Source organism: Alteromonas sp. CI.11.F.A3, assembly GCF_032925565.1.
Lineage (GTDB): Bacteria > Pseudomonadota > Gammaproteobacteria > Enterobacterales > Alteromonadaceae > Alteromonas.
In genome coordinates this window covers 262,913-288,013 of sequence record NZ_CP136708.1, presented here as the reverse complement: position 1 = coordinate 288,013, position 25,101 = coordinate 262,913, and the positions used below count along the sequence as shown (strand labels likewise).

Genomic DNA, 25,101 nt, shown 5'->3' with positions numbered 1-25,101 from the left:
AAAAAATTGCATGTGAGTGTTAACTTAAAAGAAACTTTTTACATAATTCGAGATTACAACACTATAAACACCCTATCAAATTTTTGTTTTAGTCAATCTCATTTACATTCATTTACGACCAAACGAAAAAAGCCCGCGGCTAAGCGCGGGCAAAACATCAATCACGTTGAGTGTGATGAAGGTTGGGAAGGGAAGGGTTGCCTCCCCTAACATCTAACTGCGCCCCTAAAAACGCAGCGAGAATTAGTTGCCAGGACCTGCCTTAACAATGGCGTCACTAACATCGTATTTTTCGAAATTTTGTTTGAAGCTATCTACTAGGTTCTGCGCATATTCTTCGTATTTTTCTGCATCGTCCCACGTTTGCTTAGGCACCAATAATTTCTCGTCAACGCCTGATACTGCAACAGGTACATCAAGGTTTAGGCCTTCAATATGTTGGGTTTCAACATTGGCTAAATCACCGGATACAATGGCATCGATAATGGCGCGGGTAGTAGGAATATCGAAACGTTGACCAGTACCATAAGGCCCACCAGTCCAACCGGTATTCACCAAGTACACTTTGGCGTTAAACGCTTTAACACGTTTAATTAATAACTCGGCATACACGCCAGCTGGGCGTGGGAAGAAGGGTGCGCCAAAGCAAGTAGAGAAGGTCGATTCAATGTCTGAGGTTGAACCAATTTCTGTAGAGCCTACCTTCGCGGTGTAACCACTTAAGAAATGATAGGCCGCAGCTTCTTCACTTAGCACTGACACTGGCGGTAACACACCACTTACGTCACAGGTTAAAAACACGACAGAGCGTGGCTCGCCGCCACGGTTTGCTTCAACGCGTTTTTCGATATGGCTTAACGGATAAGCAGCTCTTGAATTTTGTGTTAGCGAAGTATCTTTGTAATCTGGGGTGCGAGTATCGTCTAGCACAACGTTTTCTAAAATAGTGCCAAACTTAATGGCGTCCCAAATAACCGGCTCGTTCTTTTGCGAAAGGTCGATACATTTTGCGTAGCAACCGCCCTCAATATTAAACACACTACCTTCTCCCCAACCGTGTTCATCATCCCCAATTAAAAAGCGCTTAGGATCGGCAGATAACGTGGTTTTACCTGTACCCGACAAACCAAAGAACAAGGTAACATCGCCTTGCTCGCCTACATTGGCAGAGCAGTGCATGGGTAATATGTCTTTCGCGGGAAGTAAGAAATTCTGAACCGAGAACATGGCTTTTTTCATTTCACCGGCGTATCTCATGCCAGCAATGAGCACACGTTTTTTTGCAAAATTAATGACTACAACACCATCACTGTTGGTGCCGTCACGCTCTGGCTCACAAACGAAGCCAGGCACGTTGAGTACCTGCCATGGCGTTTCGTTATTCGCATTCCAGTTTTCAGGTACGATGAAAAGATTACGAGCAAATACGTGCTGCCATGCGGTTTGCGTTCTTACTTCTAAGGGAAGTGCGTGCGCAGGATCTGAGCCTACTTGAAGGTGAGATAAAAAGTGTTCTTGAGTAGTAAGGTAAGCTTCTACTTTATTCCACAAGGCATCGAATTTATTGGCATCAAATGGCTTATTAACCTTACCCCAATCAATTTCACTTTCAGTGGAAGACTCTTTAACGATAAACCTATCATTTGGTGAACGACCGGTTCTTTCGCCAGTTTCAACCACCAAAGCCCCGTTAGTGTCCAACACACCCTCGCCACGCTTAATCGCGCGTTCGATTAATTCGGCGCTGGGCAAATCAACCAGTGGAGAGATTTTTAAATCCGTTTTCAAAGACGTTGCTACACTCATAACCGTAACCCTCAATGTAATCTTTCAATAGCACTTTCAAAAAGTATCATTTAACCGAGTCTAAAGTAAATAAAGGCATAGCGTTATTTCTATAAAGAATACTGATTATTAATCTGGATCAACTTTCGAAAAAAACGTAATAAAATTACATTTTTATTTGGAGTAAGGAGACAATATTGGATTCGTGGTATTTATATCAACCTCCCCTTACAACAAGTGCTGTAAAGGGAAGTGAATTAAGAGGTTTTCTTTTTTAAGAGTCGGGGCGCCCGCCCTTATTGATTAGTATCAGGTGAAGGTGCATTACCACTGTGAATCGCCTCAATATCGATACTATCGAAACGATATTCTGCATGGCAATACTGACAATTCATTTTAATGTCGCCATCTTCTTTTACTATGGATAACAGCTCTGCTTTATCGATGTTACGAAGCGCTTCTGCACTGCGTTCCTTAGAGCAAGTACACGCAAAGCTAACCGCTTTCGCTGGGTACACTTCCACTTCTTCTTGGTGATACAAACGATAAAGAATGTCTTCTACCGACAACGAGAACATTTCTTTTTCCGTTAAGGTTTCTGTTAACGTCGCAATATGATCAAACCCTGTAGCTTGGGTTATGTCAGTCGCGCTAGCATCTGTCGGCAATACTTGAAGCAGCATACCCGCCGCTCTGGCGTTGTTTTCATCTTGCAAGTCAGTCATTAAGTGCACGCGAGTGGCTAACTGTTCTGACTGGGCGAAGTATTCTTCTAAACACTCAGCTAATGTTGGTTTGTCTAGTGCCACAATACCTTGATAACGCTCGCCTTCATCAGGGGTAATTGTCATCACCAATACCGCTTCGGTAAGTAACTCATCAAACGCTTCTGGAAGCGTTTCAAGGTTTTCATCCCAGCGGGCAACGCCACGAAATGTTTGTTCATGGGTGGCATTAATTACTGCGTAACTCACTGGCCCTTTACTTTGAATTTGTAAGGCAATTTCGCCTTTAAATTTAAGCGTAGCCGTCAGTAAAGATGTTGCCGCTGCCAACTGCCCCAACAAACGCTGAATTTGTACAGGGTATTCATAGCTGTGCACAATTTGCTTTAGGCTCTCATCTAAACGAACTAATTCGCCGCGAACGTTTGCTTGGGTAAATAAAAATCGATGTAATTTGTCGAAATCACTCATAAACTTGTCCTGTTAGGCAGCGTACTTTTACTGCTGCTTAAATTTAATAATTTGTCTGCGCTGTTTTTTATCTGGCCGATGTTCCGGCTTAGGACTATGAAAAGCGTTCAATTTTCGTGCAACTTGGTTTTCTTCACGTTTTGTTACACTTGTCTCAGTTTCTTCATATAAGTCTTGAGCAAGTGCTGCACTAAGTCGTTTATCACTGAGTCCTCGAACAATAACGTCACGGTTATCCCAACCTGAGGGAACTTTTATCACTGCACCAAGCTCTACATTCTTGCCGGGCTTAGTGCGCTGTCCGTTGTAGTGAACTTTTCCTGACTGAACCATGTCTCTGGCAATGGCGCGGGTTTTGAAAAACCTTGCTGCCCATAGCCACTTGTCTAGCCTCACATTTTGTGATGTATTGTTCGTTTCCATAAGACCTTTGTAATAATTTCGTAACGGTGCGGCTTTAGTGTTGTGAGCCCCACCTCGACTAGGCTATGATGGGTCGGATAAAGCGCGGTTAACCAAATTTTCACTTTTATAATAAGCAGTACCATCAAGTGGCGACATGACATTCGATAAACTCAATCCACAGTCTCTGGTTGTTTTTGTAAACCAGAACCAAAAACAACTTCACACGTTAATTGTGGTGCTGCTGAGCCTATATTTAATAGCCTTTGCCGCCAAGCTAATATGGCGAATTATACCTGAACCTCAATTATCTGCGACTCCCGCAGTGAGTTTTGCGCCCATACCTTCTACGGCTTCAGGGCAAAGTGGGGTCAACATACGCAAAATACAACAATTAAATTTATTTGGTAATGCAGCAGCGGTGCCTGCAAAGGTAGAAGAAGCCCCCGTTACTGATGCGCCTGAAACGCGTCTTAACCTTACGCTTACCGGTGTGGTGGCAAGCTCAGATGAAGAGTCTAGTACTGCGGTTATCGAGAATCGCAATAGCCAAGCAGTGTATGGCTTGGGTGAAAAAATTGAAGGTACTAATGCCACTCTGAAGCAAGTATTCCGCGACAGGGTTATCATTAAAAATGGAATTAGAAACGAAACCTTAATGTTAGATGGCATTGATTACGACGAAGCGAACAAGCGACGCCAACAGCAAGCTAAACGTCGTCCGCAGCCAGAGCCTAATGAACGAGACGAACCCAATGCAAGGCAATTGAGTGAAGAGGCCATAGAAGCCACCACTTCACTGCGAGAACGTCCAGCAAGCTTTACCGATTTTATCTCTATTTCGCCAAAAACCGAAGAAGGGCAACTTATCGGCTATCAAGTTAGTCCAGGTAAAGAACCCGCATTATTTAAATCAGCGGGGCTTCAAGCCGGCGATGTTATTGCACAAATTAATGGATTGGATCTGACAGACATGCAGCAATCCCAAGAAGCACTATCTGAACTTCGCAATGCTCAGAATCTTGAACTTACAATCATTCGTGATGGCAGTTTTACTACGCTCTATCTCGATTTGCCTGAGCCATCAGCAGAATAAGAATTAAAGGAAGACAGAATGAAAAGGCGCACTAGCCACAAATTGTTATCTCGCCTAAGCACAGCGCTGTGTACGGCCCTTCTTTGTTTCTCGGTAACAGCCGCTGAATATATGCCTAATTTTAAAGACACTGATATTAGTGAGTTCATTAATATTGTGGGCAAGAACTTAGAACGCACCATTATTGTCGACCCCAATGTTCGCGGTAAAATTAGCGTTCGCAGCTACGATATGCTCACTGAAGATCAGTATTATCAATTCTTTTTAAACGTGCTTCAGGTTTACGACTTCGCTGTCGTTGAAATGCCGAGCGGAATTTTAAAAGTCGTTCGCTCTAAAGATGCTAAAACATCAAACATTCCTGTCGTAGAAGGTTCAGCGAAAGACGGTGATGAAATGATCACCCGAGTAGTGCCTGTTTATAACGTACCGGTAAGAGAATTAGCGCCTATTTTACGTCAGCTTAATGACCAAGCCGGCGGTGGTAATGTAGTAAGCCACGACCCTTCAAACGTAATGATGATTACTGGCCGCGCAGCCGTAGTAAACCGCTTGGTTGAAATTATTGAACGTGTTGACCGTGCAGGTGATGAAGAAGTTGAGATTGTGAAGCTACGTTTCGCTTCAGCCTCTGAAATGGTGCGTATTATCGACAGCATTAACAAATCACAAGGCAAGACCAATACCGGTGCTAAGTCAGACCCTCGTGTGGTAGCCGACGATCGCACTAACTCAGTCATTGTGAGCGGTGATATTAAAGCCCGCCAACGTTTAATCAACCTTATTCAGCGCATGGATCAGGAGTTAGAAACCAGCGGTAACACCCGCGTAATGTTTCTTAACTACGCCAAAGCCGACGACCTAGTGAAAGTACTACAGGGAGTGTCAGCCAGTATTCAAGCAGAAGAGAAAAGTGGCAGCACCAACAGCCGTGGATCGTCTAACCGTGATGTCAGCATTGATGCCCATGAAGATTCTAATGCGTTAGTGATCACTGCGGAACCTGACATGATGCGCTCACTAGAAGAAGTGGTACGTCAGCTTGATATTCGCCGTGCACAAGTACAAGTAGAAGCGATTATTGTTGAAGTGTTTGAAAGTGACGGCACTACCTTGGGTGTACAGTGGGTGTCTGAAAGTGGCGGTGGTACTCAGTTCAGCAATGGTGTAATCCCTGTAGGTTCTTTGGCGGTCGCGATTAGAGAAGCTGAAGACACTACCGAAACAGAAACGTACGTATCAGACGATGGCTCACCGTACACTGTAACTGATACCGATGAAGGTGATTACACTTCTCTTGCCAGCTTATTGGGCAGCGCGAATGGCTTAATTGCGGGTATTATTGATAATGGCTGGGGCGCAGTCGTACAAGCTGTAAGTACAGACACCAATTCAAACGTATTGGCCACGCCGCACTTAACGACCATGGATAACGAAGAAGCCTATTTCATTGTAGGTCAAGAAGTACCCATTATTACCGGTACATCTACAGGCTCAAATAACTCAAATCCTTTCCAAACGGTCGACCGCCAAGAAGTGGGTATTAAACTTAAAGTCACACCGCAAATTAACGAAGGAGACGCGGTACAACTGCTAATTGAACAAGAAGTATCAAGCGTAAGTGGTGCTACTTCAGTAGATATCTCTATCAACAAGCGTGAAATTAAAACCACGGTTATTGTGGATGATGGTGGCACGATTGTATTAGGTGGCTTGATTGATGAAGACGTACAAGAAAGCGTATCTAAAGTGCCTTTATTAGGCGACATTCCTATTCTAGGTAACTTGTTTAAGTCAACATCTACCAGCAAACGTAAGCGTAATCTCATGGTGTTTTTAAAGCCTACTATTGTGCGTGACGGCGCGACTATGAATTCTATCAGTCATCGTAAGTACAACTACATTCGTGCCTTACAACTTAAGCGCCAGCAAGAAGGTATTTCTTTAATGCCTAATGCTGAAACGCCAAGCATGCCGAACTGGGATGATGAACTTTCATTACCGCCTTCATTTGAAGAGTACCTGACTGAAAAAGACAACCTTGATGAAGGTAACGAGTAATATGGCAGGTCAAGACGAGCAACTCACCCTTGCGGTAGAGGCACAGGAAGAAGCGCTCGAAGCTATGGCTGGCGAAGAAGGCTTACCAGAAGCCGAAGCTGGCCCTCGTCAGCTTTCGTTTAGCTTTGCAAAGCGCAATCAGGTTTTACTTGAAACTAACGTGACGCCTGCTGTGCTGTATTTTACGGAAAACACGCCTTTTGAAGTGTTTGCCGAAGTCCGCCGCTTTTATGGCGAACCTTTTGTACCTAAAACCATTGCTGCTGATGAGTTCGAAAGCTTTCTAACCACTGCATTCCAGCGCGATAGTTCTGCAGCAAAACAGTTAATGGAAGATTTAGGTAACGAAAGCGATTTGTTTGCGCTGGCTGAAGAGTTACCTGATACCGAAGATTTATTAGATAACGAAGATGACGCCCCTATCATCAAGCTGATTAATGCCATGCTAGGTGAAGCGATAAAAGAAGGCGCGTCAGATATTCACATTGAAACCTTTGAAAACCAATTAGTGGTTCGGTTTCGTGTAGATGGTGTATTGCGAGAGATCTTACGCCCAAATCGTAAACTCTCTTCCATGCTAGTTTCTCGTATTAAGGTAATGGCAAAGCTTGATATTGCTGAAAAACGAGTACCTCAGGATGGCCGTATTACCCTTCGTATTGCAGGCCGTGCGGTAGATGTTCGTGTGTCTACTATGCCATCGAGCCACGGCGAACGCGTGGTACTGCGTTTATTAGATAAAAACAACGCGCGGTTAAACCTAAAAGACTTAGGCATGACCCAGCAAAACCGCGACCATTTTTCTTCGTTAATTAGAAAACCTCACGGTATAATTTTGGTTACCGGCCCAACAGGTTCTGGTAAAAGTACCACCTTGTATGCAGGCCTAAGCGAGATAAACTCTCGCGACCGCAATATTTTAACCGTAGAAGATCCTATTGAATTCGACTTACCCGGTATTGGTCAAACACAGGTAAACCCCCGTGTAGATATGACTTTCGCCCGCGGCCTTCGAGCGATTTTGCGACAAGATCCCGATGTGGTGATGGTAGGGGAAATTCGAGACGTTGAAACCGCACAAATTGCGGTTCAAGCCAGTTTAACCGGCCACTTAGTGTTATCGACCCTTCACACCAATACCGCTGCTGGCGCGATCACCCGTTTAGAAGATATGGGTATTGAGCCCTTTTTGCTTTCATCAAGTTTACTGGCAGTATTATCACAGCGCTTAGTGCGTACACTTTGTAAAGAGTGTAAGACACCTCACACGCCCGACTCTCAAGAGTGTGAAGCCCTTAATATTGACGCCGATAACAACTTTACCATTTACCAACCCTCCGGCTGCGCCGCATGTAACCAAACCGGCTACAGAGGTCGTACGGGTATTCACGAGCTATTACTGGTGAATGAGAAAGTGCGCGAAATGATGCATGAAGGCGTGGGTGAACAGGCCATTGAAAAATATATCAGGCACTCTACCCCCAGTATTCGGGATGATGGGTGTCGTAAGGTACTTGCAGGTGTTACCTCTTTAGAAGAAGTCCTGCGTGTAACCAAGGAGGATTAGTATGGCCGCCTTCGCTTATAAAGCGGTAAACAACCGTGGCCGTAACGCAAATGGTGTACTGGAAGGTGATAACGCTCGCCAAGTGCGCCAGCAACTGCGTGAAAAAGGCCTCATTCCTTTAGAAGTAGAACAAGTTACCGAGCGCGGAAAAAGTGACGGTAAAAGTGGTGGCTTCTCGTTTTTTAAACCGAGAATTTCAGCCTCAGATCTTGCCCTGTTAACTCGCCAAATGGCCACCTTGGTAGAATCTGCCTTACCGGTAGAAGAAGCCTTACTGGCGGTTGCCGAGCAGTGTGAAAAGCCCCGTCAAAAGAACATGATGATGGCCGTTCGAAGCAAAGTGGTAGAAGGTCATGGTTTAGCCGATGCGCTATCTGAATTCCCCAGTGTGTTCGACGACTTATACCGCGCCATGGTGGCGGCAGGTGAAAAATCCGGTCACTTAGATACGGTGCTTAATCGCCTTGCCGATTACACAGAACGACGCCAGCAAACTCGCAGTCAAATTACCCAAGCTCTTATTTACCCTTCACTTATGCTGTTTTTCGCCTTCGGCATTGTGATGCTACTGCTCACGGTAGTTGTGCCTAAAATTGTGGGTCAATTTGATCACATGGGGCAAGACCTTCCAGGTATTACCCAAGTGCTTATTTCGGTGAGTACCTGGCTACAAAATTACGGCCTTATTTTACTGATTGTCGTGGCTATATTGGCGGTAATTGTTCAGCGCGTGCTTCAACAGAAAAAGATGAAGTTAAAATTTCACAAAGTGATTTTGAAACTCCCGCTTATTGGTAAAGTTTCTCGCGGGCTTAATACCGCTCGTTTTGCACGTACTTTGAGTATTTTAAGTGCCAGTGCAGTGCCCTTACTTGAATCTATGCGTATTTCCGGTGATGTACTTGAAAACCAGCACATAAAGAATCAGGTAGCCGATGCTGCCGTTAATGTAAAAGAAGGGAGCAGCTTGCGCGCTGCCCTCGATAACACAAAAATTTTCCCGCCAATGATGATGCACATGATTGCATCTGGTGAAAAATCTGGCGAATTACAGCAAATGCTTGGCCGTGCCGCCGATAACCAAGATAGGGAATTTGAAGCCCTTATTGGTGTCTCACTAAAAGTATTTGAACCTCTACTTATCGTGTCGATGGCTGGCATAGTGCTGTTTATCGTAATGGCAATTTTGCAGCCTATTTTGGCCTTAAACAATATGGTGAATATCTGATGAAAACCTTAAAACGTAGTTCTGGATTTAGTTTGATTGAAGTAATGGTGGTGCTGCTTATCATCGGCATTATGGCATCGATGGTAGCGCCGCAAATTTTGGGTAACCAAGAAGTGGCACAACTTAAAAAAGCCGCTGTTGATATTCAGCAAATGGAAAGTGCACTTGAGATGTATAAGCTTCGCAACAACAAGTTCCCAACGACTGAACAGGGGCTAGAAGCTTTGGTTACAGCGCCAACTCTTGATCCTATTCCAAGAAACTACCCGGAAGGCGGCTTCATTAAGCGCTTACCTGAAGATCCTTGGGGTAACCCCTATGCGCTAATTAGCCCAGGAGAATTAGGCGTAGTAGACATTTTTTCAAATGGACCAGACGGTGAACCCGGTACCGATGACGACATTGGTAACTGGAATATCAACGAATACCTAAACTAAGTTATCTTATGCTTGGCCGCTTTCATCCTCACAACAAGCAAACTGGCTTCACGCTTTTAGAAGTGATGCTGGTACTGTTGCTTATGGGCTTGGCGGCCGGTTACGTAATGTTTAATGCCTTTGGCGCCAGTAAAGCAGATTTGTTAAAAAGCCAAGCGCAACGGCTACAAGTTTTGGTTGATATGGCAAGCGACTATGCGGTGTTAAATCAGCAGCAACTTGGCATTCGCGTTGAGCAAAAAGACAACGAATACTACTTTGTTTTTTTAGATGAGAATGATGAGTGGCAACGCATTGAGGGCGAGAAATACTACGAAGCCCACACACTACCTGAAGATTTCTCGTTTACGCTGAATTTAGACGACTTGCCTTGGACCAAAGAAGATCAACTTTTCGATAGAGGCATATTCGACGAAACCTTAAGCGTGTCTGAAGATGGTGTTGAGATAGGCAGCGAAGAAGAAAAGAAACTGCCACCGCCACAAATATTGATTATGTCTAGTGGCGATATTACCCCCTTCAGCCTTACTTTTGCGTATGAAGGCGACTTTAACGATGAGCCCGTTTATTTTGCGCTTAACAATGAAGAATTCCCACCACTAGAATTAGCTGGTCCTTTTGAGAGCCCCGAGCAATGAAACGCGCGTCTTCGCATTCGCCTAACAGTCAAAAAGGCATGACACTGCTTGAAGTCATGGTGGCGCTGCTTATTTTTGCCTTAACCGGCACGGCTATTTTAAAAGCTGCGGGCGATCACTTAAATAACGTAGGGCAAATTGAAGCGGTAACCTTTGCCAGTTATGTTGCCAGCAACCGACTAAATCAATTACAACTTGATGATACTTGGCCACCTAAGAACAATTTGAAAGGCAGCATGGAAATGGCTGACCGTACTTGGTACTGGCAGCAAACCGTCACTAAAACCAATGACAATGATCTACGCTCGGTAAGTATCAGCGTAGGCCTAGATTCAGATTATTCTGGCAGCGTCACTTCAGTAACCACCTTTGTGGCTAAGCCCACCAGCGCAGGCATTTAATGAAGCAGCGCGGATTTACTCTTATTGAAATATTGATTGCCATGGCTATTTTTACGCTCATTGGTTTGGCATCTACGGGCCTGCTAACCACGGTCATTGATAGTAACGATTTATCTAGTGAGCGCTTTGAGAAGTTACAGCAATTACAGCGTGCCATGGTGATTATAGAACGTGATATCCAACAAGCGGTGCCTCGTCCAGTTCGCGCTGAAGGGGAAACCCAAAAAGTGGTGATGGCTGGCGGTGAGGTAGATGATAGCGACGGCGATGGTATTGGCTTTGTGCGTGGCGGTTGGCATAACCCTCAACTCATGTTGCCCAGAAGCACCTTACAATACGTGGCCTATCGCCTTGATGAAGACCGACTAGAACGCGTTTATAGCAACTACGTCGATAATGTAATTGGCTATGAACCTAAGACACGTACCCTACTTGAAAATATAGAAAGCTTTACCGTTGAGTTCATCAGCCCTGAAAGTAACAGCGATGACGACGATTTAAGTTGGAGTGAAAGTTATCAAGGTGAAGCGCTACCCACCGCTGTGGCCATTGAGTTTGTGAGTAAAGACTTCGGTTTAATACGCCGCGAGTTTGCCTTAACTGCAGGTTCAGCGTAATGAAAATTCTTACCAAAGCTTCTATCAAAGCTCCTATAAAAACGCCTAGCTCACTGCCTTCTCGCCAACAAGGCGTGGCGTTAATGATAGTGCTGATGATAGTGGCGCTGGTATCTGTATTGGCCACTGAAATGGGTACCCGCTTGCAGTTGCAAGTACAGCGCACCATGAATATTAAAGACAGCAACCAAGCATACTGGTATGCCTTGGGCGCCGAGGCCTTTGCTCGAAAATCAATTCAAACCTTGATGGAAGAAACCGGCGACAAAATCTCGCTAGACCAGCCTTGGGCACAGGAATTTATGTACCCATTAGAAAATGGCGGTTTGCAAGCGAACCTTACCGACCTTCAAGCATGCTTTAACTTAAACGCTATTCTACAAGGCAGCGCTAGCGCAAACGTGAATAGTGGTGATGGTGCTACCGAAGCGATGGATGCCTTTCATACTATGCTTTTGGCCCTTGAAATTGACGATATCAACAGCTTTACCGCTGATACCGTGCGAGACAGTTTGGCCGATTGGGTAGATGAAGACGACAATATGCGCCCCTATGGCGCAGAAGATAGCGAGTATGAATCAAGGGAGTTTCCTTACTTAGGAGCAAACGGACTACTGGCATCGACAAGTGAATTGCGTATTATAAATGGCGTCTCTGAGGTTTGGTTGAATGACATTCTCCCTTTGGTTTGCGTTATTCCCGACAACGACACCCTAGCCATTAATGTGAATACCATTGATGAAGAACATGCTGCACTATTAGCCGGTTTAACAGGGCTAGATTTACAACAAGCCACTAGCTTGCTGGGTAATCGCCCACAAGATGGCTGGGGAGACGTAAGCGAATTTCTGGCTGAACCGAGTGTTGAAGCATTAAGTTTATCTGACAGCCGAAAAGAATGGTTTACGGTAACGACTGAGTATTTTATTTTGCACACTAAGACCCGTTACAATAAAGCAACGTTTCAACTTTCTACCGTATTTAACGCAAGTAGTGACGCGGGCGTAAAAATAATAAAGCGCGAGTTTGGAGGCGTAAAATAATGGAACAACTCCTGATTAGGTTAGGTGCCACCGAGGCCGACCCAATTAGCTGGCTGGTATGGTCTACAGCGGAAGAAGAGATTATTGCTTCTGGTGAGCTAGCCAATGCCGACGCCCTTTCTACCTTAGCGGAACGCGCTGGGCACCGTGCAGTCATCGCATTAGCACCTAGCAGCGAAATATTGCTTAAATGGGTAGCTTTACCACCAAGAGCGGGTAGAAAGGTACTTTCTGCTTTGCCCTTTATGCTTGAAGACGAATTAGCCACTGATATTAGCGAACAATTTTTTGCTATAGGCCCTAAAGTGGGCGATAGCCAAGCGGTTGCCGTGGTAAGTCATGCAAAACTTCAAATGTGGCAGCAATGGTTAGCTGATGCAGGCTTATTCTGTAACCATCTAATTCCTGATGTACTCGCCGTACCGGTAACTGAAAACGGTTGGTCTGTACTCACCTTAGGCGATCAAATGTTGGTTCGCCAAGATACCTTTAAAGGTATACAAGGTGAGCAAGCGTGGTTGTTACCCACCCTAGGTCACTTCACCAGCCAACAAGACTCCCCTGTTGTAATTACCAACTACGCGGGTATTGATTTAAACGATATGCCGAACATTACGGTTAGTGACGCCCCTCTTGAGCTGCCTATGCATGTGCTAGCCAAAGAGGCGATGTCGAGCAGCTTTAACTTGCTTCAGGGCGAGTACAAAGTAAAGCGCACTCGTAATAATGCATGGGCACAATGGCGTGTTGCAGCAGTGTTGGCCGTACTGGTGTTATGTACCAGCCTGATTGATAAAACCGTTACCCTGTATCAGCTAAAGTCTGAAAATGCGGCTCTCACCAGTGAAATTGATCAAGCGGTAAAGTCTGGGTTTCCTAATATTGGCGTTTATCGTAATGTGAAGCTTAAGCTGCAATATGAGCTTAATAAATTATCAAAAAGTGGCGGCGATGCCTCTATGTTAGTGATGTTAGATCAGCTTTCAGAAGCTTTTGCCAGCACGCAAGTGAAACCACAAACCTTAAGATTTGACGCCACCCGCACCGAAATACGCATTCAAGCGCAAGGTAAAAGTTTTGAGGCGTTAGAGCAATTTCGCCGACAAGCGGAAGGCGCTGGATTTACCGTTGAGCAAGGTGCTATTAATAACCGTGATGATAATGTGATTGGCACGGTATCAATTAGGAGTGTGTTGTGAACGCACTAATCAGCAAATTTAAAGCGCTTACCGAGCGCGAGCAAATACTGGTCATGATCTCTGCTGTGGTAGTGGTCATTGGCTTATTTTACTTTTTGATTTGGTCGCCCCTTAACGCGTCTTTGCATCAGCAAAAGCAATTGTTAGATAACCAACAAAGCTTGCTCGTGTGGGTGAAAGACAGTGCCGTTCGCGCCCAACAGCTAAGGAAAAGCAGTAACCGCTCTGCACCTTTTAAAGGTTCACTTCCACAAGCCGTTAACCGTACTACATCAAGGCACAGCATCGCTATTTCGCGCATGCAGCCGCAAGATGATGAGTTACAAGTTTGGATAGACCAAGCCCCATTTAATGACGTTCTTGAGTGGTTAAAAACCTTAGAAGGTATGGGTATTGTTATTATTCAGGCCGATATTGCCGAAGCAGATGATCCAGGTTACATCAAAGTTCGCCGTTTACAGTTAGGAAAAGCATGAAGTCTAAGTTTGGTTGGCTAGTGGGTGGCATTGTTGCCTTTCTAATTTTTGCAATTGCTTACATGCCTGCTATTCAGGTAATTGGCAGAGTAGACTTGCCAAAAAATGTATCGATTAGCGGTGTGAGTGGCACATTATGGACAGGTAAAGCGCAAACCATTGTGGTGAACGGACTACCTATTAATAACGTTAATTGGGAGCTTAGCCCCCTTGCGTTGCTAATTGGAAATGTCAGTGCGCATGTAAAAGCGGGCAACATTCGCGATGTAAACGACATTGCGTTTGAAGGGCCATTTAAAACCAGCTTGTTCAATACAAACAAAATAGAAACCACGAATTTCTCGGTTTATTTACCGGTAGACCGCGTGCTTGCGCAAGTGAACTTACCCCTGCCTGTTAATGCCAGTGGGCGATTTAAAGTGAAGCTCGACGAACTTACTTTTGGCCCTCAGTGTGTGGCACTACAAGGCACCGGTGATTGGTTGAATGCAGCAGTTGCAGGTACTCAAGGCCCTATCGACTTTGGGACTTATTCTGCCAAACTTCGCTGCATGGGTGATGACATTGGTATTGTGGTTAGCGAGCCAAATCTACTTGGTCTGTCTATTGATGCTGTGGTTAGCCCAGACATGAAAAAAGTGAAAGTAGACGGGAAATTTAAGCCAGATGATAGCCTTCCTCAAGAGGTACATCAGGCGTCTAAATTCTTCGGACAACCTGATGCGAATGGCTATATCGCGATTAAATTACAATAGTCGCCAGCAAGTTACATAACCAGTCTGGCGCATAACCATTAGGTTACCATAAGACAGTATACACTTTTAGGTTAGCGGCCTTCTTCACTTGAGAGGTCGCTCACCAATGGAATATTCATCAAATCCTGCGCTGCGAATACCCGTCCGGGTGCAATAACCGCAATCGCCTCTGTAAGTCCGTCTAAACCAGCTTCGCTACGCTTCATTATATGAGAAAGCACGATACGCTTTGCTTCGGACGCTTTAGCAATTTCAATAATCTGCTTAGGCGTCATATGCAAGTTGGTGGCTGCGCTACCCGCCCCCTTTTCAATATCCTCAATCGCGTTATGCAACACGAGCACATCAGCATGCTTAGCAAAGTTTGCTAATGTTCCATCTGCATTGTTGGTATCGCCTGAGAATACGGCAACACATTCGTCAATAGTGACTTTCCACGCCAACGCAGGTATAGGTCCGTGGTGCACCGATACAGCATCAATGCTGATATCGTTATTGATAGATGTTGAGAATGCGTTATCTGCAATCGTGTGTGCAGACACTTTGTAATCATCTTCACCTTCTTGGGTGTAAGATGACAAATATTTAAAAGCCCCTTCTTTACCTATTAGCGCATCAAGATACGCTTGGATACTTGGCATTAGGTCGTTACCGGCTGGGCCATATACGGATAAATCTGTATCTCGACGGGTAAAGTAGCTTCCCTTGATAAAACTGGGTAAATCGGCGGCATGATCGGTATGTAAGTGAGATAATAAAATGGTGTCTATATCGGTAAAATCAGCACCCGACGCGCCAAATTGAACACTACTGCCGCTTCCAGCATCTACAAGTACTCTGCCCTTGTCATCTTTCCAAAGAAGGTAAGACGTAGAGGCGCGACCATCATCGAGTTCTGGACCACCAGAGCCAAGCACCTGCAACGAAATTCCTTCGCACACCGTAGTGGCGCTATTATCCATTGATGCATTATGCACAGACGTTTGATTAACGGAATCACCAGCCGTTGCCTCAGGCGTAGAGGCGGGCTCTGCACAAACTAAAAAGGCCGAGGTAAACAACCCCAGCCCAATACTTAATTTACTACTCAGTCCAAGTTTAAACGTTTCACTTGCGCCTAAACTTGAACCTAGATGTGAACCGTGCGGCTTCGCAACGCGGGCTGAACTAGATTTCATGGATGTGACTAACATACTACTTACTCCTATTCAGCGCTTTGTTGCGGGTTAGCCCAGCACTGTGGACTAGCCGCATTGGTACGCTTAGCTGTTTTGTTGCTCTGCAATCATGATGGTTTTGATATTAACGAATTCACGCATACCGTAGCCACCATGTTCACGACCGTAACCACTGTCTTTAACACCGCCAAATGGCAAGTTAGGTTGAGCTAACGAATAACCGTTGATATTCACCATACCCGTGTCGAACTCGTTTTTAGCAAGCGCAATAGCGTTGTCGGTATCAGTACTAAAGATACCACCACCAAGACCGTAGCGTGAATCATTTGCCACTGTCATCGCTTCCTTGTCGTCACGAACACGAATTAGCGAAGCCACTGGACCGAATAATTCATCGTCATACGCCGGCATACCTGGTGAGACATTTTCTAAAACAGTGATAGGGTAAAAATAACCACTACTATCTGGTACTTCTCCGCCCAACGATAGCGTTGCACCCGCTTCAAGTGACGCTTTAACTTGGTCATGTAATTCATCACGTAAATCTTCACGTGCCATAGGTCCAAGATCGGTGTTTTCGTCCGCAGGGTCGCCCACTTTAAGTTTCTTGCACTGGGCAACAAACTTATCTCTAAACTCATCATAAATACTATCGACGATAACAAATCGCTTGGCTGCTACACAGGTTTCACCGTTGTTAATTACACGGCCCATAATGCAGGTTTCAACCGCTTGGTCGATATCGGCATCCGCAAGCACGATGAAGGCATCGTTACTACCTAGCTCCATTACCGTCTTTTTCGACAAACTTGCTGCTTCTTTAGCAACCTGCTTGCCCACTTCGTCACTGCCTGTAAAGGTTACGCCGCGAACATGTTTATGCTTAATTAAGTCGCTCGCCGTACCGCCATCAATCAATAGCGACTGGTAAACGTTTTTAGGGAAGCCTGCATCTTCATACATTTGCTGGATAGCCACGGCCATCCCAAATACATTTTTCGCATGTTTAAGTACCGTCGTATTACCCGCCATAATGTTAGAAACACTGTAGCGAATAACTTGATAAAGTGGGAAGTTCCAAGGCTGAATGCCTAAAATTACGCCAATAGGCTGGTAGCTGATAATGGCGCGACCGCCTTCAAAAATACGATGTTCATCTTCAAGAATTTCGGCACCATGTTCTGCCGTATATCGACAGATATTTGCACATAGCTGTACTTCTTGCTTACCTTGCTCGGTTACCTTACCCATTTCTCGGGTCATTAGGCTGGTTAAATCGTCAATACGCTCTTCCATTAAATCAGCAAGGTTATTGAATAATTGGGCACGGGCGTCAAAAGAAGTTCTGCGCCAGTTTAAATAGGCTTCTTGTGAGCGGGTTACTGCTTGCTCTGCATCATCCGCTGACATCAAATGATAATGATCTAGCTTCTCACCCGTTGCTGGGTTGTACGTGTTGATTGTCTCGCTCATTGTCACACTCCTTAATCCGTTTGTGATAAGAGGTAGTGCAACTACAACGCCAGATCAGCCAGCCTTATATTTCCAACCACATATCAACAACATAGACTAAAGTATAAACATTATAAGCGAAATTTAATAAAAGCCCGATAAGAAATTATTACCAAAATTTGTCATCATTTCGGTAGGGCTTACAGAGTATTTTGAAGTCAAAACCTGCTATTTACGTTGTCATGTTAAGGCAAATAGCAGTGTTGCTTTGTATATCAATAAGTCTATTAATCGGTATATAAGTCGGGAAAATGAAATTTGGCCATGGCGAGTGTAAGCGCCACTTCATAAACACTTTGTCTAGAAGCGTGGTTAAGGGTAAGTAAGCCAATCGCGCCCCCTTTTTGCTTCACATTGGTGGTATTGAATAGTTTATCCATAACAGGCCCAAGCTCTTCGCCCCGCTGTAATGCTTGATACACACTAACGGGTAACGGCAAGTTGGCACTTCGGCCTATCGACATGCGTCCACCATTATAAATCGCTACATAAGCAAAGGTAGCAGGGCCGTCTTCGAACACATCCACGCCCCCTTCAATAGCCACGTACCATGAGTCGTTTGTATCGTCTTTATGCATATCAATAAGTGCTTTTACGCGGTTCACCGCGCCTAAACGAGTTTCCTCTTCACTCATTGGCTGCTCAGATACCCCACTAGGCACGCCAACTTCATACACATCGAAATCCTGCTCTAGGCTAATCGACAAGGTGATAAGCGCAGCATTCACTTTTACAGGATTTTTAGAGCCTACAAACAATTTACTTAGCATGTTTACCTCCTTCGTCGCTAGAGACAGGGTTTGCCAAAATATCATCTAACATGAGGCGATAGTCGGTAACAGCAGGAAATTCGGTGATGTTGCGATGCGGCAATGTGTGGTCTGGGTTATCAACTGCAAGAAGATGCTGTATGCCGAATTCCTTGGCTGCATCTAAAATTCGTATTGTGTCGTCTACAAACAAGGTTCGCGCTGGATTGAAGTTTAAACGTGCATGCAGCTTCTGCCACAGTAACTGCGACTCCTTAGTGACACCAAACTCATGGGTGGAGATTAAGTTATCGATGTGCGCGTCTAACTGAGTACGCTCTATTTTTAACGATAAGCTACCTTGGTGCGCATTAGTGACTAACACGACCTCGCGACCAGACTGATGCAGCGCCTCTAAGAAAGGGACGGTGTCGGGACGAATTTCAATAAGGTGCGCCAACTCACGCTTTATCGGCATAATATCGATATCCAGCGTTTCTGCCCAATAATCGAGGCAATACCACTGAATTTGACCGTGCACCTTTTCATAATGCGAGGCCATCATGTCACGACATTCTTGTTCAGGAATACCTTTGATTTCAGCCAAACGGGTTGGCAAATGGTCTAGCCAAAACCGGTTGTCGTAGTGCAAATCCAGTAGGGTGCCGTCCATATCCAACAACACCGTATCAATTTCATTCCAGGGCAGAAAGGGCAAGCGATTTTCCTTATAATGAAGTAAGCTAGTTACAGTAGGTATGATAACAAAGTTGTAGCAAGAGACATGCGAAAAATTGACCCGAACAAGCCGTTACCGCAAATTCACAATCGGGAAATTGTTGCCCAAAGTAAGCTTTTTCGCGTAGAGCGCCTAGACTTAGAGTTTTCTAATGGTGCAACGCGAGAGTTTGAACGGATGGCAGGAGGCAATCGTGGCGCCGTCATGATTGTTCCCATGATTGATAAAGATACCATGGTATTGATTCGTGAATATGCCGCAGGTACTCACTCCTATCAACTTGGCTTTCCAAAAGGCCTTATCGATCCTGGCGAGTCCGCCCTTGAAGCTGCCGATAGAGAATTGAAAGAAGAAGCAGGTTTTGGTGCGAATGACCTGATTGAATTACACAAAGTTAGCATGGCACCTACCTTTTTTAATGCCAACATGACCATTGTAATAGCAAGAGATTTATACCCTGAACAACTTGAGGGTGATGAACCAGAGCCATTGGAAGTTATTCACTGGCCCCTTGCTGAGGCAGACGCGTTACTGGCTCGTGAAGATTTTATAGAAGCCCGCTGTATCGCTGCGCTGTTGCTTGCTCAAAAATGGTTGAAGGACCAATAGATTATGCCCGATGAACACCCCCACAGCGAACTATTAGAGCTCGCAAAAACCGTTGCCGTTGAAGCCGGCGAAGCTGTGCTTAAAGTGTATGATAAAGGCGATTTTGACGCTTACCAAAAAGAAGACGATTCTCCGGTTACTAGCGCCGACTACCTAGCCAACGATATTATTGTTAAACGCTTAAGCGACGCTACCCCCGACATTCCTATCTTGTCTGAAGAAAATAAGCATGCCAGCCTAGAAGAGCGAAAGGACTGGCCACGTTATTGGCTTATCGATCCTATCGACGGTACGCAAGAATTTATTGCCCGAAGCGGCGACTTTGCGGTGAACATAGCGCTTATTGAAAATAACCAGCCTAAAATTGGTGTTATTTTCTGGCCTCCTGGCCAATCGCTGTATTTTGCTGAAAAGGGGAAAGGGGCATTTAAGTCGTCACCTGACGGTGAAGAGAAGATTGCCGTACGTAAGCTCGACGATCCTAAAAACAGTGTGGTGATGATTGCCATTAGTCGCAGGCAAAGCCGAGAAAAAGTATTAGGTCGCATGTGTGCAAAACGGGTTTATCAAACCCTGCCATTAGGCAGCTGCTCACTGAAAGCCTGCTTTATTGCAGAAGGTAAGGCCGATGTGTTTATGCGAATTGGCGTAACCGGTGAGTGGGATACAGGCGCATCACAGTGCATTGTATCTGAAGCAGGCGGCAGTATTGCGGCCGCTAACTTCGAACCGCTTACCTATAACCAACGCCATTCGCTAGAAAACCCAGATTTTGTGGTAATGGGCGATCAAAGAGTGCCATGGAAAGATGTTGTCCAGTATAATGATTTTGTAAACCCTCATCGTAATTAGTACGTTAGGTTATTTGGTCTATGCCATCTTCGAGTAGTCTCGAGTGGACATTATTATTATTTAAAGGAGTAATATTATGGTGACGACACGTATTCGTAAGGTAACAACTGCCTTGCTTGCATGCGGTCTTGCGTTTCCTGCACTCGCTGACTGGAACCTAGATGGCGACACCAGTGTTTTGCATTTCCTTTCTACCAAGAATTCACAAATTACCGAAGTACATAAATTCGATAGTTTTGAAGGCAGTGTATCTAATGCTGGAAAATTGCGTGTGTCGGTTAATTTGGCGTCGGTAAATACGTCAATCGATATTCGTAATACACGTATGCAAGACATGCTATTCAACGTTACTGAATTTGCTGAAGCAACATTCGACGCCACTCTACCTGAATCGATGCTAAATTTAGCCGATGGCGAAGTAGTCAACGGCAGAGTAGATGGTATTTTAACGCTGCACGGTATGGCGGTTCCTACTAGCTTTTCAGTGATGGCAAGCAAGGTAGACGCCGACACCTTAACGGTTTCAACTACCGCGCCTACGCTAATTAAAGCGGAGTCTTTCGGATTAACAGCAGGAATTGAAGCATTGCAAAAAATTGCAGGGCTTAAAAGTATTACTACCACGGTTCCGGTTTCTTTCTCCGTCACTTTCACGCAGTAAGTACACCTAATATAAAAAAGCCGGGGCTTTACCTTTGAAGTAAAGCGACCCGGCTTTTTTGTATCTGTATGTTTATGCAAAACAACGGTGCATTGCTTTGTGGCGAGGTTAATTCACCTCGCCCTAGGTGATTAGCATAAGATACACGTTTAAGCGCACAATCTACTAGGCGTTATTAACCAATGCTGGACGCATAGGCAGCGGCTTTTGACTTAATACCTGTTCAGGCATGGTTACCCACAAACTTTCAGGTAGCGCAGGCTCTTGCGCCTTGTACTGAGACAATGCAAAGTAGTTCATAGCTACGCGCAAACGTTTAAGGGCGGTGCATTCATCCACTTCTTGGTCGATAACAAACACGCCCCATTTGCGCATTTGTATACCTAAATTGTCACTGCTCGTAATACGAATAACCGGCGCGGCCAGAACCATTCCAATTAACACCGGTAGCAACCACATAAATAGCGACGGTGTGAAGTAGAAGGTTGTTACGCCCCATATCACTGCTAGGCAACTCATAAGCTGCGTATGCTTAAAGGCAACACTCCAGGGTACTTTTTTACCTTCACGCTCTTGTGCTTCCCATTTAACCGAGTGCCCAACAAACACGCTTATTACGAAGAAGCTATGATAAAACATCATGAGCGGCGCAATCAGAATGGCCATGGTAATTTCTGCCACTGCGCTCTTTAACAACGACATAGCGCCACCAAATTCCTCTCTGCGCTTAATTAATGCAAGCACGATACCCAATATCTTAGGCAAGAAGAGTAATGCAGCGGTACCCCACATAGTCACCATCATCATATCTTGACGGGCTACCTGCCAACTTGGGAATAATTGATACTCAGAGACAAAGAAGTCCGGTACTGACGTAGCGCGAATAAGGGCATCGGCCGTACCTAGCGCCAGCATACAAAATAATACCAGCGATGAAATATAAGCAAACGCGCCAAATAGGAAGTGAAGACGGTTAGCCGCTTTTAGGCCTTTTACGTTCAACAAACCTAAATGTTGAATATTACCTTGTACCCAACGACGATCACGAATGGCGTAATCTACAATGTTGCTAGGTACTTCTTCATAGCTGCCCGTGGTATCGGTCAGTAAATAGGCCTGCCACCCTGCACGGCGAAGCAGTGCGGCTTCTACAAAGTCATGACTTAGAATTTCACCACCAAACGGGGCACTGCCTTCTAATTTCGGTAAGCCACAATGCTGCATAAAGGGCGCAATGCGAATAATCGCGTTATGACCCCAATAGTTGGCACTGTCTGTTTGCCAAAATGACAAACCTGTTGCCAACATTGGGCTGTAAAGGTGAGCAGCAAACTGCACAAAACGGCCAAAGAAGGTATTTTGACGTACTGGCATAGGGATAGTTTGAACTAAGGCAGTATCTGGGTTTTGTTCAATACGGCGGGCTAAATCTAACATTCGCTCACCCGTCATTATGCTATCGGCATCCAGCACAATCATAGATTCGTAATTTGCGCCCCAGCGTTCGCAAAATTCTTTTAAATTACCCACTTTGCGATGAAGGTTCTTTTCCCGGCGACGATAAAATACCTGTGATGCATAGCTACCTAAACGCTTAGTCATGCGCTGCCATGCGCGAAGCTCGGCATCCGCTTTGTTTTGGTCGCGGGTGTCACTTAACATGTAAAAGTCGAAATGTTCAGCCTGTGGCGTGTTCATTAACTCACGTACACAAGCTTCAAAGCCCACCATAATTCGGCGCGTATCTTCATTGTATACTGGCATTACCACCGCATGGCGCTGGCTTAATTGCGTGGTTTCATCAGGCTTATTTTGCTTCTTACGCAAGCTTAAAGGGTCAATATTAAACAGTTGAAGTACAAACCCAATAATACCGGTCCAAAAGGCCATACAAAGCCACGAGAACAGCATAAGGCCTAAACCTAGTTGAGCCATTTCAAGTTTAGTTAACCCATTGGGAAGAAAAATTTCATAAAGGCTCCAACCGGCCAACGCCGTACTCGGAAGCACCAAAATTGCCATTATAAATAAGCGCATGTGCTCTCCTGTCGTGATGAATCGATCACGCTTTGTTGAGGATTCAGGGGAAATAGAAGCATTACTTGGGTTGGTAGACATAATTCCAAACCTCACTGATACGTTTGCCATCTAGCTCGATATAAGCACGCATATCTACCGTGCTCTTGTCTTTAGGCTTAAGAAGAAAAGTGGCGCGCCATTCTTTACCTTCATTAACGGGGTAAAGGCGCTGCTGAGAAATTGCACCATTGCTACCTTGCACTATAAGCTTGGTAGTGTCTGGGTTGAAGCTTGTAACCGTGTTCTCATTGGCTGACATATCTGGTGTTGTCAGTTCAGGTGCTGTCAGTTCAGGTGAAGAGAAATCAGGTGAAGAGAAATCAACAATAAAGCGGCGCTGAGTCTGCTTCGCTTCATCTTTTACTTTCTCGCCAGGTAACGACGGCTGACCTTGGCGTGTGCGAATAACGGTGGCCAACTCGCTAACAAATGCGTTTCGCTCTACCGTTTTTAAGGTGTATGCAAAATAACGAGATTCACCGCTAAGTAACGGCGCTTCAGGCACCCAATACGCTACAATGTTGTCGTGAGTTTCTGAGTTGGTGGGTATTTCAACCACCTCTAACCGGCCCTTCTCGAACCCTTCAGTAGGTGTTACCCAAAGACCTGGGCGAATATGATAGTTTGCTTCAGCATCCAGATAATTGCCCCATTCGCCATCGCGCTGCAACATACCAAAGCCTTTCGGCGCGCTATCACTTAACGAAGTAATTTGTAGCCTTGCTGGGTTAGTCAGTGGGCGCCAAATCTCTTCGTCGGCATGCGTCACCATTAACACACCGTCGCTGTCATGTACTTCAGGACGGTAGTCGTCTGGGCGCTTTTCACTGTTTTCGCCATAAAGAAACATACTAGTAAAAGGGGCGACTCCTAGCTTTTCTACGTCTTCACGGGCAAACAACCAGCTTTGCACATCAACTTGTGTATCGATGCCTGGCTCAATAACAAACTTGTAAGCACCGGCCACTGACGGACTTTCCAGTCGTGCGTAAATCGTAATAGGCTGGCCTTCTTTAGGCTCAATTAGCCAAAATTCGGTAAAGTGAGGAAACTCTTCCCCTTTCGTTAAGGCTGTATCAATGGCAAGCCCGCGAGCAGAAATACCATATACTTGATTCTTTCCCACTAAACGAAAGTAAGAGGCTCCTAAAAATACGGCAAACTCATCTTTGTATGTTTCGTTTTTTAACGGGTAATGAACGCGAAAGCCTGCAAACCCTGTTTTATCGTTAGTCAGCCCGGCTAACGGTGCTGCTTTGTCGTCATAACGAAACATGTCGCTAGAAAAGGGAATACGCTCAGCGCTATTAGATTCATCGATAGTGTGAACTGTTACAGGCAACTCATAGAGAAATCCGGGGTGAAAAAACTGTACTTCGTAGTCGTTCTCACCGTTCCATAAGCTTTTTTCAGGATTAAAGCGGATAGCTCGATAAGTTTGATAATCAATTGATTTTAACCCGTCATCGAGACCATGATCATTTTGCTCATAGCCTTGCTCGGCAGACGCTTTTGCGGCATCGATAACAGATTGAAGAATAGGGGATGCATCACGAGGTTCATTGCTATCACTCACTCCTTCAGCATTAATCACTGGCGCGACTAATAATGACAACACACTGGTAATCACAACCGCAACGCGAGAGAAAAGTGACATAGGGCCTCGCTTAGTGTCTTTACTGACGCTCATCACGCCATCAAAGCGGTCTTGTTTAAACTCTTGGTGCATGTCGTTATCTCCATGAATTAGGGCTATGCCAAAACGCGTTCAAAAAAGCCACCAGCTAACTCCGTAGATGAATGCCCAAAGGTACTTTTTTG

General features: G+C 45.1%; 24 protein-coding genes. 15 read left to right on the top strand and 9 right to left on the bottom strand.

Going from position 1 to position 25,101, the window contains the following annotated elements:
* Positions 1-243: 243 nt before the first annotated feature.
* The 3 genes from R1T43_RS01280 to hslR form a co-directional block, all read right to left on the bottom strand.
* Positions 244-1,806 (bottom strand): phosphoenolpyruvate carboxykinase, encoded by a 1,563-nt coding sequence (locus R1T43_RS01280; protein ID WP_317352002.1) that lies wholly within the window; start codon positions 1,804-1,806, stop codon positions 244-246.
* 275 nt (positions 1,807-2,081) lie between these two features.
* On the bottom strand, positions 2,082-2,981 hold the full coding sequence (hslO, locus tag R1T43_RS01275) for an Hsp33 family molecular chaperone HslO (RefSeq protein WP_317351999.1): 900 nt from the start codon (positions 2,979-2,981) through the stop codon (positions 2,082-2,084).
* Positions 2,982-3,008: 27 nt separating this feature from the next.
* Positions 3,009-3,404 carry a ribosome-associated heat shock protein Hsp15 gene (gene hslR / locus R1T43_RS01270; RefSeq protein ID WP_013786664.1) on the bottom strand — a complete coding sequence of 132 codons (396 nt, stop codon included), beginning with the start codon at positions 3,402-3,404 and terminating at the stop codon, positions 3,009-3,011.
* A gap of 136 nt (positions 3,405-3,540) precedes the next feature.
* Here hslR and gspC point away from each other — a divergent pair, with 136 nt between their 5' ends.
* The 12 genes from gspC to R1T43_RS01210 are packed head-to-tail and all read left to right on the top strand — an operon-like array spanning position 3,541 to position 14,901.
* Positions 3,541-4,479: a type II secretion system protein GspC gene (gspC, locus tag R1T43_RS01265; RefSeq protein WP_317351996.1), complete on the top strand. Its 939-nt coding sequence runs from the start codon at positions 3,541-3,543 to the stop codon at positions 4,477-4,479.
* A gap of 18 nt (positions 4,480-4,497) precedes the next feature.
* Positions 4,498-6,540, top strand: coding sequence for a type II secretion system secretin GspD (gene gspD / locus R1T43_RS01260; protein ID WP_317351993.1), 2,043 nt, complete (start codon positions 4,498-4,500; stop codon positions 6,538-6,540).
* Between the two features lies 1 nt (position 6,541).
* Positions 6,542-8,107, top strand: a complete 1,566-nt coding sequence (gene gspE, locus R1T43_RS01255) for a type II secretion system ATPase GspE (protein ID WP_317351990.1) — start codon at positions 6,542-6,544, stop codon at positions 8,105-8,107.
* 1 nt (position 8,108) lies between these two features.
* Entirely contained in the window at positions 8,109-9,335 is a 1,227-nt protein-coding gene (gene gspF / locus R1T43_RS01250) for a type II secretion system inner membrane protein GspF (RefSeq protein ID WP_317351987.1), read from the top strand.
* Positions 9,335-9,772 carry a type II secretion system major pseudopilin GspG gene (gene gspG / locus R1T43_RS01245; protein ID WP_013786669.1) on the top strand — a complete coding sequence of 146 codons (438 nt, stop codon included), beginning with the start codon at positions 9,335-9,337 and terminating at the stop codon, positions 9,770-9,772. Before gspF ends, gspG begins: the two co-directional genes overlap by 1 nt.
* An 8-nt stretch (positions 9,773-9,780) precedes the next feature.
* A complete protein-coding gene (gene gspH / locus R1T43_RS01240) occupies positions 9,781-10,410 on the top strand; it encodes a type II secretion system minor pseudopilin GspH (RefSeq protein ID WP_057795262.1) in 630 nt (209 codons plus the stop codon).
* Positions 10,407-10,811: a type II secretion system minor pseudopilin GspI gene (gspI, locus tag R1T43_RS01235; protein ID WP_317351981.1), complete on the top strand. Its 405-nt coding sequence runs from the start codon at positions 10,407-10,409 to the stop codon at positions 10,809-10,811. The genes gspH and gspI overlap by 4 nt, the downstream gene beginning before the upstream one ends.
* Positions 10,811-11,428 carry a type II secretion system minor pseudopilin GspJ gene (gene gspJ / locus R1T43_RS01230; RefSeq protein WP_317351978.1) on the top strand — a complete coding sequence of 206 codons (618 nt, stop codon included), beginning with the start codon at positions 10,811-10,813 and terminating at the stop codon, positions 11,426-11,428. Before gspI ends, gspJ begins: the two co-directional genes overlap by 1 nt.
* Positions 11,428-12,471 carry a type II secretion system minor pseudopilin GspK gene (gspK, locus tag R1T43_RS01225; protein WP_317351975.1) on the top strand — a complete coding sequence of 348 codons (1,044 nt, stop codon included), beginning with the start codon at positions 11,428-11,430 and terminating at the stop codon, positions 12,469-12,471. Before gspJ ends, gspK begins: the two co-directional genes overlap by 1 nt.
* On the top strand, positions 12,471-13,670 hold the full coding sequence (gene gspL, locus R1T43_RS01220; RefSeq protein ID WP_317351972.1) for a type II secretion system protein GspL: 1,200 nt from the start codon (positions 12,471-12,473) through the stop codon (positions 13,668-13,670). Before gspK ends, gspL begins: the two co-directional genes overlap by 1 nt.
* A complete protein-coding gene (gene gspM / locus R1T43_RS01215; protein ID WP_057795255.1) occupies positions 13,667-14,146 on the top strand; it encodes a type II secretion system protein GspM in 480 nt (159 codons plus the stop codon). Before gspL ends, gspM begins: the two co-directional genes overlap by 4 nt.
* Positions 14,143-14,901, top strand: a complete 759-nt coding sequence (locus R1T43_RS01210; RefSeq protein WP_317351969.1) for a type II secretion system protein N — start codon at positions 14,143-14,145, stop codon at positions 14,899-14,901. The genes gspM and R1T43_RS01210 overlap by 4 nt, the downstream gene beginning before the upstream one ends.
* Positions 14,902-14,972: 71 nt before the next feature.
* On the opposite strand, the gene R1T43_RS01205 is transcribed toward R1T43_RS01210, so the two are convergent.
* The 4 genes from R1T43_RS01205 to yrfG form a co-directional block, all read right to left on the bottom strand.
* On the bottom strand, positions 14,973-16,094 hold the full coding sequence (locus R1T43_RS01205; protein WP_317351967.1) for an MBL fold metallo-hydrolase: 1,122 nt from the start codon (positions 16,092-16,094) through the stop codon (positions 14,973-14,975).
* A gap of 69 nt (positions 16,095-16,163) precedes the next feature.
* Positions 16,164-17,552: an NAD-dependent succinate-semialdehyde dehydrogenase gene (locus R1T43_RS01200; protein WP_211070247.1), complete on the bottom strand. Its 1,389-nt coding sequence runs from the start codon at positions 17,550-17,552 to the stop codon at positions 16,164-16,166.
* Between the two features lie 266 nt (positions 17,553-17,818).
* On the bottom strand, positions 17,819-18,361 hold the full coding sequence (yjjX, locus tag R1T43_RS01195; RefSeq protein ID WP_211070248.1) for an inosine/xanthosine triphosphatase: 543 nt from the start codon (positions 18,359-18,361) through the stop codon (positions 17,819-17,821).
* Positions 18,351-19,058, bottom strand: a complete 708-nt coding sequence (gene yrfG, locus R1T43_RS01190) for a GMP/IMP nucleotidase (RefSeq protein WP_317351962.1) — start codon at positions 19,056-19,058, stop codon at positions 18,351-18,353. Before yrfG ends, yjjX begins: the two co-directional genes overlap by 11 nt.
* Positions 19,059-19,124: 66 nt before the next feature.
* On the opposite strand from yrfG, the gene nudE reads away from it, so the two are divergent.
* The 3 genes from nudE (at position 19,125) to R1T43_RS01175 (ending at position 21,201) form a co-directional block, all read left to right on the top strand.
* The gene (gene nudE, locus R1T43_RS01185) at positions 19,125-19,688 is read left to right on the top strand and encodes an ADP compounds hydrolase NudE (RefSeq protein ID WP_057795243.1); all 564 of its coding nucleotides are present in this window, start codon (positions 19,125-19,127) and stop codon (positions 19,686-19,688) included.
* A 3-nt stretch (positions 19,689-19,691) separates the two neighbouring features.
* A complete protein-coding gene (gene cysQ, locus R1T43_RS01180) occupies positions 19,692-20,540 on the top strand; it encodes a 3'(2'),5'-bisphosphate nucleotidase CysQ (RefSeq protein WP_057795241.1) in 849 nt (282 codons plus the stop codon).
* Between the two features lie 76 nt (positions 20,541-20,616).
* Positions 20,617-21,201 (top strand): YceI family protein, encoded by a 585-nt coding sequence (locus R1T43_RS01175; RefSeq protein WP_317351954.1) that lies wholly within the window; start codon positions 20,617-20,619, stop codon positions 21,199-21,201.
* A 165-nt stretch (positions 21,202-21,366) separates the two neighbouring features.
* Here the strand turns inward: R1T43_RS01175 and mdoH are convergent, their stop codons facing one another.
* Together mdoH and R1T43_RS01165 are read right to left on the bottom strand one after the other, a co-directional pair.
* On the bottom strand, positions 21,367-23,319 hold the full coding sequence (gene mdoH, locus R1T43_RS01170; protein WP_211070250.1) for a glucans biosynthesis glucosyltransferase MdoH: 1,953 nt from the start codon (positions 23,317-23,319) through the stop codon (positions 21,367-21,369).
* Positions 23,300-25,009, bottom strand: coding sequence for a glucan biosynthesis protein G (locus tag R1T43_RS01165; RefSeq protein WP_317351951.1), 1,710 nt, complete (start codon positions 25,007-25,009; stop codon positions 23,300-23,302). Before R1T43_RS01165 ends, mdoH begins: the two co-directional genes overlap by 20 nt.
* Between the last annotated feature and the right edge of the window lie 92 nt (positions 25,010-25,101).

Bases quoted from the DNA above. Each gene is read 5' to 3' on its own strand.
- R1T43_RS01280 (WP_317352002.1), bottom strand. From the start codon at position 1,806: ATGAGTGTAGCAACGTCTTTGAAAACGGATTTAAAAATCTCTCCACTG.
- R1T43_RS01165 (WP_317351951.1), bottom strand. From the start codon at position 25,009: ATGCACCAAGAGTTTAAACAAGACCGCTTTGATGGCGTGATGAGCGTC.
- gspC (WP_317351996.1), top strand. From the start codon at position 3,541: ATGACATTCGATAAACTCAATCCACAGTCTCTGGTTGTTTTTGTAAAC.
- hslO (WP_317351999.1), bottom strand. From the start codon at position 2,981: ATGAGTGATTTCGACAAATTACATCGATTTTTATTTACCCAAGCAAAC.
- gspI (WP_317351981.1), top strand. From the start codon at position 10,407: ATGAAACGCGCGTCTTCGCATTCGCCTAACAGTCAAAAAGGCATGACA.
- R1T43_RS01210 (WP_317351969.1), top strand. From the start codon at position 14,143: ATGAAGTCTAAGTTTGGTTGGCTAGTGGGTGGCATTGTTGCCTTTCTA.
- gspG (WP_013786669.1), top strand. From the start codon at position 9,335: ATGAAAACCTTAAAACGTAGTTCTGGATTTAGTTTGATTGAAGTAATG.
- gspK (WP_317351975.1), top strand. From the start codon at position 11,428: ATGAAAATTCTTACCAAAGCTTCTATCAAAGCTCCTATAAAAACGCCT.
- nudE (WP_057795243.1), top strand. From the start codon at position 19,125: ATGCGAAAAATTGACCCGAACAAGCCGTTACCGCAAATTCACAATCGG.
- gspH (WP_057795262.1), top strand. From the start codon at position 9,781: ATGCTTGGCCGCTTTCATCCTCACAACAAGCAAACTGGCTTCACGCTT.
- gspL (WP_317351972.1), top strand. From the start codon at position 12,471: ATGGAACAACTCCTGATTAGGTTAGGTGCCACCGAGGCCGACCCAATT.
- hslR (WP_013786664.1), bottom strand. From the start codon at position 3,404: ATGGAAACGAACAATACATCACAAAATGTGAGGCTAGACAAGTGGCTA.
- mdoH (WP_211070250.1), bottom strand. From the start codon at position 23,319: ATGTCTACCAACCCAAGTAATGCTTCTATTTCCCCTGAATCCTCAACA.
- gspJ (WP_317351978.1), top strand. From the start codon at position 10,811: ATGAAGCAGCGCGGATTTACTCTTATTGAAATATTGATTGCCATGGCT.
- gspD (WP_317351993.1), top strand. From the start codon at position 4,498: ATGAAAAGGCGCACTAGCCACAAATTGTTATCTCGCCTAAGCACAGCG.
- R1T43_RS01200 (WP_211070247.1), bottom strand. From the start codon at position 17,552: ATGAGCGAGACAATCAACACGTACAACCCAGCAACGGGTGAGAAGCTA.
- yjjX (WP_211070248.1), bottom strand. From the start codon at position 18,361: ATGCTAAGTAAATTGTTTGTAGGCTCTAAAAATCCTGTAAAAGTGAAT.
- gspF (WP_317351987.1), top strand. From the start codon at position 8,109: ATGGCCGCCTTCGCTTATAAAGCGGTAAACAACCGTGGCCGTAACGCA.
- R1T43_RS01205 (WP_317351967.1), bottom strand. From the start codon at position 16,094: ATGTTAGTCACATCCATGAAATCTAGTTCAGCCCGCGTTGCGAAGCCG.
- R1T43_RS01175 (WP_317351954.1), top strand. From the start codon at position 20,617: ATGGTGACGACACGTATTCGTAAGGTAACAACTGCCTTGCTTGCATGC.
- gspE (WP_317351990.1), top strand. From the start codon at position 6,542: ATGGCAGGTCAAGACGAGCAACTCACCCTTGCGGTAGAGGCACAGGAA.
- cysQ (WP_057795241.1), top strand. From the start codon at position 19,692: ATGCCCGATGAACACCCCCACAGCGAACTATTAGAGCTCGCAAAAACC.